The 5,909-nt window shown below is 52.6% G+C and carries 9 protein-coding genes; 3 read left to right on the plus strand and 6 right to left on the minus strand.

Going from position 1 to position 5,909, the window contains the following annotated elements; genetic code table 11:
- From traN to HMPREF1323_RS06275, 3 genes are all read left to right on the plus strand, one after another.
- The coding region (traN, locus tag HMPREF1323_RS06265) for a conjugative transposon protein TraN (RefSeq protein WP_009433306.1) at nt 1-473 on the plus strand (473 nt) is incomplete at its 5' end.
- Between the two features lie 5 nt (nt 474-478).
- On the plus strand, nt 479-1,051 hold the full coding sequence (locus HMPREF1323_RS06270) for a conjugal transfer protein TraO (protein ID WP_009433302.1): 573 nt from the start codon (nt 479-481) through the stop codon (nt 1,049-1,051).
- Nucleotides 1,052-1,065: 14 nt separating this feature from the next.
- On the plus strand, nt 1,066-1,497 hold the full coding sequence (locus HMPREF1323_RS06275; protein WP_009433304.1) for a DUF3872 domain-containing protein: 432 nt from the start codon (nt 1,066-1,068) through the stop codon (nt 1,495-1,497).
- A gap of 298 nt (nt 1,498-1,795) precedes the next feature.
- On the opposite strand, the gene HMPREF1323_RS06280 is transcribed toward HMPREF1323_RS06275, so the two are convergent.
- The 6 genes from HMPREF1323_RS06280 to HMPREF1323_RS06305 form a co-directional block, all read right to left on the minus strand.
- Entirely contained in the window at nt 1,796-3,061 is a 1,266-nt protein-coding gene (locus tag HMPREF1323_RS06280; protein ID WP_009433298.1) for a PcfJ domain-containing protein, read from the minus strand.
- A 2-nt stretch (nt 3,062-3,063) separates the two neighbouring features.
- Nucleotides 3,064-3,486, minus strand: a complete 423-nt coding sequence (locus tag HMPREF1323_RS06285) for a PcfK-like family protein (RefSeq protein ID WP_009433303.1) — start codon at nt 3,484-3,486, stop codon at nt 3,064-3,066.
- A gap of 5 nt (nt 3,487-3,491) precedes the next feature.
- The gene (locus HMPREF1323_RS06290; RefSeq protein WP_009433305.1) at nt 3,492-3,890 is read right to left on the minus strand and encodes a hypothetical protein; all 399 of its coding nucleotides are present in this window, start codon (nt 3,888-3,890) and stop codon (nt 3,492-3,494) included.
- A gap of 378 nt (nt 3,891-4,268) precedes the next feature.
- A complete protein-coding gene (locus HMPREF1323_RS06295) occupies nt 4,269-4,604 on the minus strand; it encodes a hypothetical protein (protein WP_044124156.1) in 336 nt (111 codons plus the stop codon).
- Between the two features lie 149 nt (nt 4,605-4,753).
- Entirely contained in the window at nt 4,754-5,218 is a 465-nt protein-coding gene (locus HMPREF1323_RS06300; RefSeq protein WP_009433301.1) for a DUF1896 domain-containing protein, read from the minus strand.
- Between the two features lie 32 nt (nt 5,219-5,250).
- The coding region (locus HMPREF1323_RS06305; protein WP_009433300.1) for a site-specific integrase at nt 5,251-5,909 on the minus strand (659 nt) is incomplete at its 5' end.

Consider the following 5,909-nt stretch of genomic DNA (forward strand, 5'->3'; position numbering starts at 1 on the left):
TGGGGAGTGAGTCGCCCATCCTCGTGAAACTGATGATGAAGACCATCCATCAGAATGATGAGCGGACGGTCAAACACATCGGGGTACGCCAGTTTGGAATACGCTTCCTCCTGCGTGGCCTCTATGCACACAATGGCTTGCTCTACCTACATACCTGCATCGACAATGAGACGAACCTCCCTTACTCGGTGGACTTCATCAGCTTCAAGGTCGTCGATAAGAAGGTGGCTCGACGTACGGCCATCCAGGAGCAGGTCCTGCAACCGCTACGAGCCTACCACGAGGTGACTCGGGTGCGAGCAGAAGGATGCGAGCGCACGGTCTTCGTGCTCGAGCAGTTTACCCTTTCGGAGGACAAACAGCTTGAGGTAAGACTTTACGAACGAGGTGGCGGACGCACGCTTGCCTTTTACCTCGATGAGGAAGACCTTCTACTTGCCAGGAAGATTGACCAGCTTCAACTCAAGTGGTAAGCCCTATGAAGAAGTTGTGTTTACTACTCACTTGGGCTCTCTGTGGGTTCTTCTCTGTAGAGGCACAGCGACTCATCCCGAAGCAACAAGGGATTGAGCTCATCGCATCCGTGCCACTGATTAAGGGAGAGAAGGTCTTTAGCAAAGAGCACTGGGGTGCTGGTGTGTCGCTTACGAAGTACCTCAAGCGAGCAAACTATGCCTTCCTCTTGGCTGAATACGAAGAGCAGCGACTAGCGTATCGTGACTATGACGTTCCAATGCGTGATATGCTCCTTCAGCTGGGCTATATGCAGCCGCTTCTCTCAGATAGGGGTAAGAACATCTTTACCTACCTCGGGGTCTCTGCCCTCGGGGGCTACGAAGAACTCAATGAAGAGAAGTCCTTGCTACCCGATGGAGCGACGCTTCTTGACCGCTCACGCCTCGTCTATGGTGGGGCGGTGCATTGCTCGGTAGAATGCTTCCTCTCCGATAGGCTCCTCCTTGTCCTCAAGGCTCAGGGGCGATTGCTCCTCGGGTCTGATCTACACCGCTTTCGTCCCGCCCTTGCCTTGGGACTGCGCTTGAACCTATAGAACGAAGACGAAGAATGAAAAGGAAATTTGTGAATGCGCTCTGGGCTGTGGGGCTACTTGCCGTAGTGAGCCTTTGTCTCCCTGCTTGTGACCGCGAGCTGGAGGTGCGACAGGCTTACGACTTCACGCTGGAGACGATGCCCGTCCAGAAGGACATCCGTAGGGGCGAAACGGCTGAAATACGATGCTCCCTCAAGCGAGCTGGCCGCTTTGCTGGAGCCCGCTACACTCTTCGCTACTTCCAAAGCGAGGGTAAAGGGATGCTGAGGTTGGATAAAGGAGCAGCACTCAAGCCTAATGACCGCTATCCCCTAGCGCGAGAGGAGTTTCGCCTGTACTATACCTCGCAGTCAGCAGATCGGCAGACGATTGACGTGTACATAGAGGACAACTTCGGCAAGGTCCGACAGCTGACGTTTTCATTCAATCACAAGAAGGCTGACTAAGCTCCCATACTATAAGTCTCCCAAAATAGGCATCTGTCCAGTGGGACAGATGCCTATTTTTTACAGCCAGTCTTCTCTCGGACCTAGCCTGAAGGGATGTAGGAGCATTCTGTAAAGGAGCTTGGTAGCTGTCACTACTCCTCTATAGTCTCCTAAGGGTACCCCTATAGGGTGTATTTCTCTTCCCTTGCGACTTTCTTTTGCTTCTTTTCTTTGGGTCGCCTGCTCCTCTCAAGGCAAAGAAAAGAAGCCTCGAAGTGGCTTATTACTCCGAGGCTGTCATTCTTGGGGCTAGTATTTAGGCTACACGACTTTGTATCTGCTTCATGTTCTGATGCACGAGCTCGATGATGTGCTCGTGGTACTCGGTGTTCTTGTTCTGCAAGCCACGGCACTGGATGACCTGCATCGTTTCAAGCGATACCTCAATGGTTTCTACCCGCTTGCCCTCAATGCGAGCCGATAGAATAAGGCTCTTCTCCTTGAGATGATACTCATTAGTGAATACGCAATGGTGTAGAGCTTGTCCTTCCTCGATATACTCCTGCACGCTCTCCAGCACTCGGATTTGGATGGTACCATCAGTGAAGGTGATACCAAAGAATGGGGCTTTGAGTTTTTGGAATCGTGCTTCATCCTCCTGCGCCTTCTGTCGTTTGTGCTCCTCTTGTTCTCGCTCTTGCCGGGCCCGCAACTTTCGGTGTACCTCGTCGTGGGCTTGCTGTAAGTCCTCGGGGCAAACGTAGTGGGCGTTGTGCGTGTCCTTACCTAATCTACGGAGCATATCCACATAATCGCACCAAAGGGCGATGTCCGTAATGTCGTAGCCCCTGCGAAGTGTGATTTTGTAGGCTGGCCAATAGGCATCCCAACTCCTTGGACAGCTGAGGAAGTAAGCAAGATGCTCGGTGCGTCCAGCTTTCAGTAGGGTCTCGGCTCGGCTGTCCGTGAGGAGGGCAGGAATAAGGCTCGTGGGAGCAATGCCATAGCACTTACCCTCGAAGCCATTTCTTGTTAGGGTATCGCTTAGCTTAACCTTAGGGCATAAGGAACAACGAGCAACGAAGCGGTAGGCTTCGTTGTCCCGACGAATAGCCATAGGCGAATAGTAGGCAAAGCTATCGATATAATGCCCCATCGTTCGCTGTACGGCGACAATCGACTGCCTGCCACGCTCATCCCACCAATACTGACCAATCTCCATGACGGAGGAGCTGGCTTGGTAGCCTTTCTCCATACCCACAATAAGCAAGTACATACGCAAGACTTGATACCCTCCCGAAGTGGTCAGTACTGTGAAATACTGCCGTTGCTTTAACTTCCTCGCCCTTGTCGTTATGACCTCTAAGTCTGCCCCACACTGGGGGCAGGTGCAATGCTCGGTAGGCTCAATCATTTGCCACGAATGCCCACAATCCATACAAGTCGTCTTGCCCTTGGGTAGGCGATAGGCATAGTGCTCAATGCACTCACGGAATGCCCACTGCCTCTGTGTCTTCGTTATGGGGCGGAGGTACTTGCTTTGAGCTAGGACAGCTTGCTCAAACTTGTTTCTCGGTTTCATAGCTACACATCAAATAGAGAAGGTTCGGGTACTTGCTCGCTGTCGGTGCTTGCCTTGGCTTTCACTCGCTTCGGCTCTTGCAACCTGCGTAGCTCCTGGGCTTGATACTGCTGTATCGCCTGCTTGCGGGCTTCGGCTTTCTCTTCCTCGGTGAGGACTAGGGTATGATTGACGACCACATGGCAGGCGACAGGGCTACCCACATCTAAATCGTCTTCATCGTAGTAGTGTACCGCCATAGAGTAGATTTCATCGTCCTCAAAGCCGTTGCAAGCACTCTGTTGCACCTGCTTTAAGATATAGGTGATGCAGTCCTCGATGTTCTTGTGGGGCTTTGCCAAGTTAGGAGCAAACAGAGGGTCTGTAGCAGCTCGTAGGTTGAGGTACTCGGCTATGGTACGAGTGAATTGTTCTGTTCCGTTCATTGTCCTTAGTATTTAGGGATTTCTACAATCTGGTTGATACGTCCGTAGAGGAGCTTACGTAGACTGGTGCGGTCAGGGGCATAGTATTCTGCCCATTGTCCGTATTGCTTGACCAAGTACTTTTTCAGCACATCGAAGAAGTCAAAGCGGTAGCCCATCACGGGTATGGCGGTGCGGAAGTAGGTGTTGCTGTTCACGGCTTCGCATAGCCAATCCTTTTCCTCACGGCTCATCGCTCCGCCACGATTGAGCTTCACCCGCAGGAGGTAGGCTTCACAGGCACAGAGGGTTTCCAAGGGTTGCACCTCCCACTGCACGAACTTAGTCGCCACGGCACACGCACACTCCTCAAGCCCCGAACTTATGCGGTAATGGGAGGAGGAGCTATCTCCTTTTCTTTTCATCGAAGATCTGGTATTTACATTCTGCTTATCCATAGTGACATTTTTTTTATGCGTCCAACGATCGGAGTATGCTGATTCCTTTTTCGAGCAAGACAGAGGTAGCGGGGCGATGGCGGACACAAGGTTTGGGGGGAAAATACTACCTGGAGCCCTTGAGGCGGAAGTGTGGAGATTTTCCTGCCAACCGCAGGCACCGACCTTGGGGTAGCCCCAGCCCCGTCCTACCTTTGCGAGGGAAAAGAAACAGTATCCATCGCTTACGCATCAAGTGGAGCGGCTGGATGAGAAGCAGAAGTGCAAAGCCTATAAGTCGAAAGTAAAAGGGTGGTTAGCTCCTAAGAGCCAGCCACCCATCAAGAGTATGAGGAAGTATCCTTGCTAAAGGATGCAGATTAGGATCGCCACGAAGATGGCTAGCCAGAAGAGGAAGCCGAGGATGGTGAAGGTGACCTGTAGGACTGTTCGTACTACGAAGCGTAGCAGGAGGAAGCCCACGATGACGCTCATGATCTGTACGACTTGTGGTGTAACGACTCTAGAGACGAGGTAGAGGGCAGCTACCACTAGTGCCAGGAGAAGTGCCAGCTCGATGAGGCGTCGCCAGTCGATGGAGCGAGAGGGAGGAGCTTGCTCCTTCGTCTGCTTGTCGGGAGAAGCCTTACCCCTGATGAAGACGGGGCTATGCGGATCGTGATTCATTGCTTGAGTATTCATATCTGGGGACATGCTAGAGATTCAAGAGCAGGGACAAGATGCTCCGAGACACAAAGGGCAAGGGCGCTGGTCCCTTGACGTGTGGAGCGGAGCGTATATCTTGGCTCTTGATACTCGCGTGTCCCCTGGATGATATCTTGTCCTTGAGCTTACGCTTCAGTCTTGTCGAGAGTGGGGAGGTGGTTCTCCTCGATGAGTAGGACGATGGTCCCCGTCAGCTCGGTGTAGAGTAGCTCGTACTCAGGACTGCCATCGAAGTCGTCGTGGAGCTCGTACCCTGAGAAGACCGCTTGGATGGACTTGTTGCCCAGGAGGATGGGGGCGAGCCTACGGGGAAGGGGATCGGGAAGCTCTTCGGAGAACTCCTGCTCAAGGATGGAGACGAGGGTGTCATACTTGGAGAAGTGGAGTCCCTGGTAGAGGACCTCGCTAGCCATTGCCTCCGCTTCGAGGTGCGAGAAGCCCTGGGCTACGCTATCGCAGTAGGAGGAAAGGGCTAGGTCTGTACGAGCTCCGATGAAGGCGCTGTTGGCCACTAGCTCGGGATGATGGTCTCTGAGGTAGCCTTCCAGCTTGAGTCGGAAGTAGGAAAGCTCTTTCTTGGTCTGATTCATAATAGGGCTTGTATTAAGGGGAGAGCATAGGCTTAGAGACCCATGGCTTGGTTGAACTTATCGAGCTTACCCGCTAGCTGCTCCATATCGTGCTCGATCTTCTTGCTGGTAATGCGGGCATAGATCTGTGTAGTCTTGATGTTGGTATGCCCTAGCATCTTGGAGACGCTCTCCATCGGTACGCCTTTGCTGAGCGACATCGTCGCAAAGGTATGGCGAGCCAGATGGAAGGTGAGTCGCTTCTGTAAGCCACATAGGTCGGCGATCTCCTTGAGATAGGCATTCATCTTCTGGTTGGAGAGGATAGGAAAGAGCTTCCCGTCCTTGGAAGTCGTACTCGAGCTATACTTTTCGATGATGGCCTTGGGGATGTCTAGAAGGAGGATGTTACTCTCCACGCTTGTCTTCTTTCTTCGTGTCATGATCCATGCCTTTCCATCCAGGGTGACCAGATGCTCTCGCCGAAGATTGGCCACATCGATGTAGGCAAGTCCAGTGAAGCAGGAGAAGAGGAAGAGGTCACGGACGAGCTCAAGGCGAGGAATCATCAGCTCCTTATTGGCTATCCTCAGGATCTCCTCGTCGGTGAGAAAGCCTCTGTCCACTGGTGCGAGGTGGAAGTGGTGATCTCGAAAAGGATCTTGGAGGAGATAGCCCCGCTTGAGAGCATAGATAGTGACGGTCTTTAAGG

It is taken from the genome of Porphyromonas sp. oral taxon 279 str. F0450, from assembly GCF_000292995.1.
GTDB lineage: Bacteria > Bacteroidota > Bacteroidia > Bacteroidales > Porphyromonadaceae > Porphyromonas > Porphyromonas pasteri.

Coding starts and splice junctions, on each gene's coding strand:
- HMPREF1323_RS06270 (WP_009433302.1), top strand. CDS start 479: ATGAAGAAGTTGTGTTTACTACTCACTTGGGCTCTCTGTGGGTTCTTC.
- HMPREF1323_RS06275 (WP_009433304.1), top strand. CDS start 1,066: ATGAAAAGGAAATTTGTGAATGCGCTCTGGGCTGTGGGGCTACTTGCC.
- HMPREF1323_RS06280 (WP_009433298.1), bottom strand. CDS start 3,061: ATGAAACCGAGAAACAAGTTTGAGCAAGCTGTCCTAGCTCAAAGCAAG.
- HMPREF1323_RS06285 (WP_009433303.1), bottom strand. CDS start 3,486: ATGAACGGAACAGAACAATTCACTCGTACCATAGCCGAGTACCTCAAC.
- HMPREF1323_RS06290 (WP_009433305.1), bottom strand. CDS start 3,890: ATGAAAAGAAAAGGAGATAGCTCCTCCTCCCATTACCGCATAAGTTCG.
- HMPREF1323_RS06295 (WP_044124156.1), bottom strand. CDS start 4,604: ATGAATACTCAAGCAATGAATCACGATCCGCATAGCCCCGTCTTCATC.
- HMPREF1323_RS06300 (WP_009433301.1), bottom strand. CDS start 5,218: ATGAATCAGACCAAGAAAGAGCTTTCCTACTTCCGACTCAAGCTGGAA.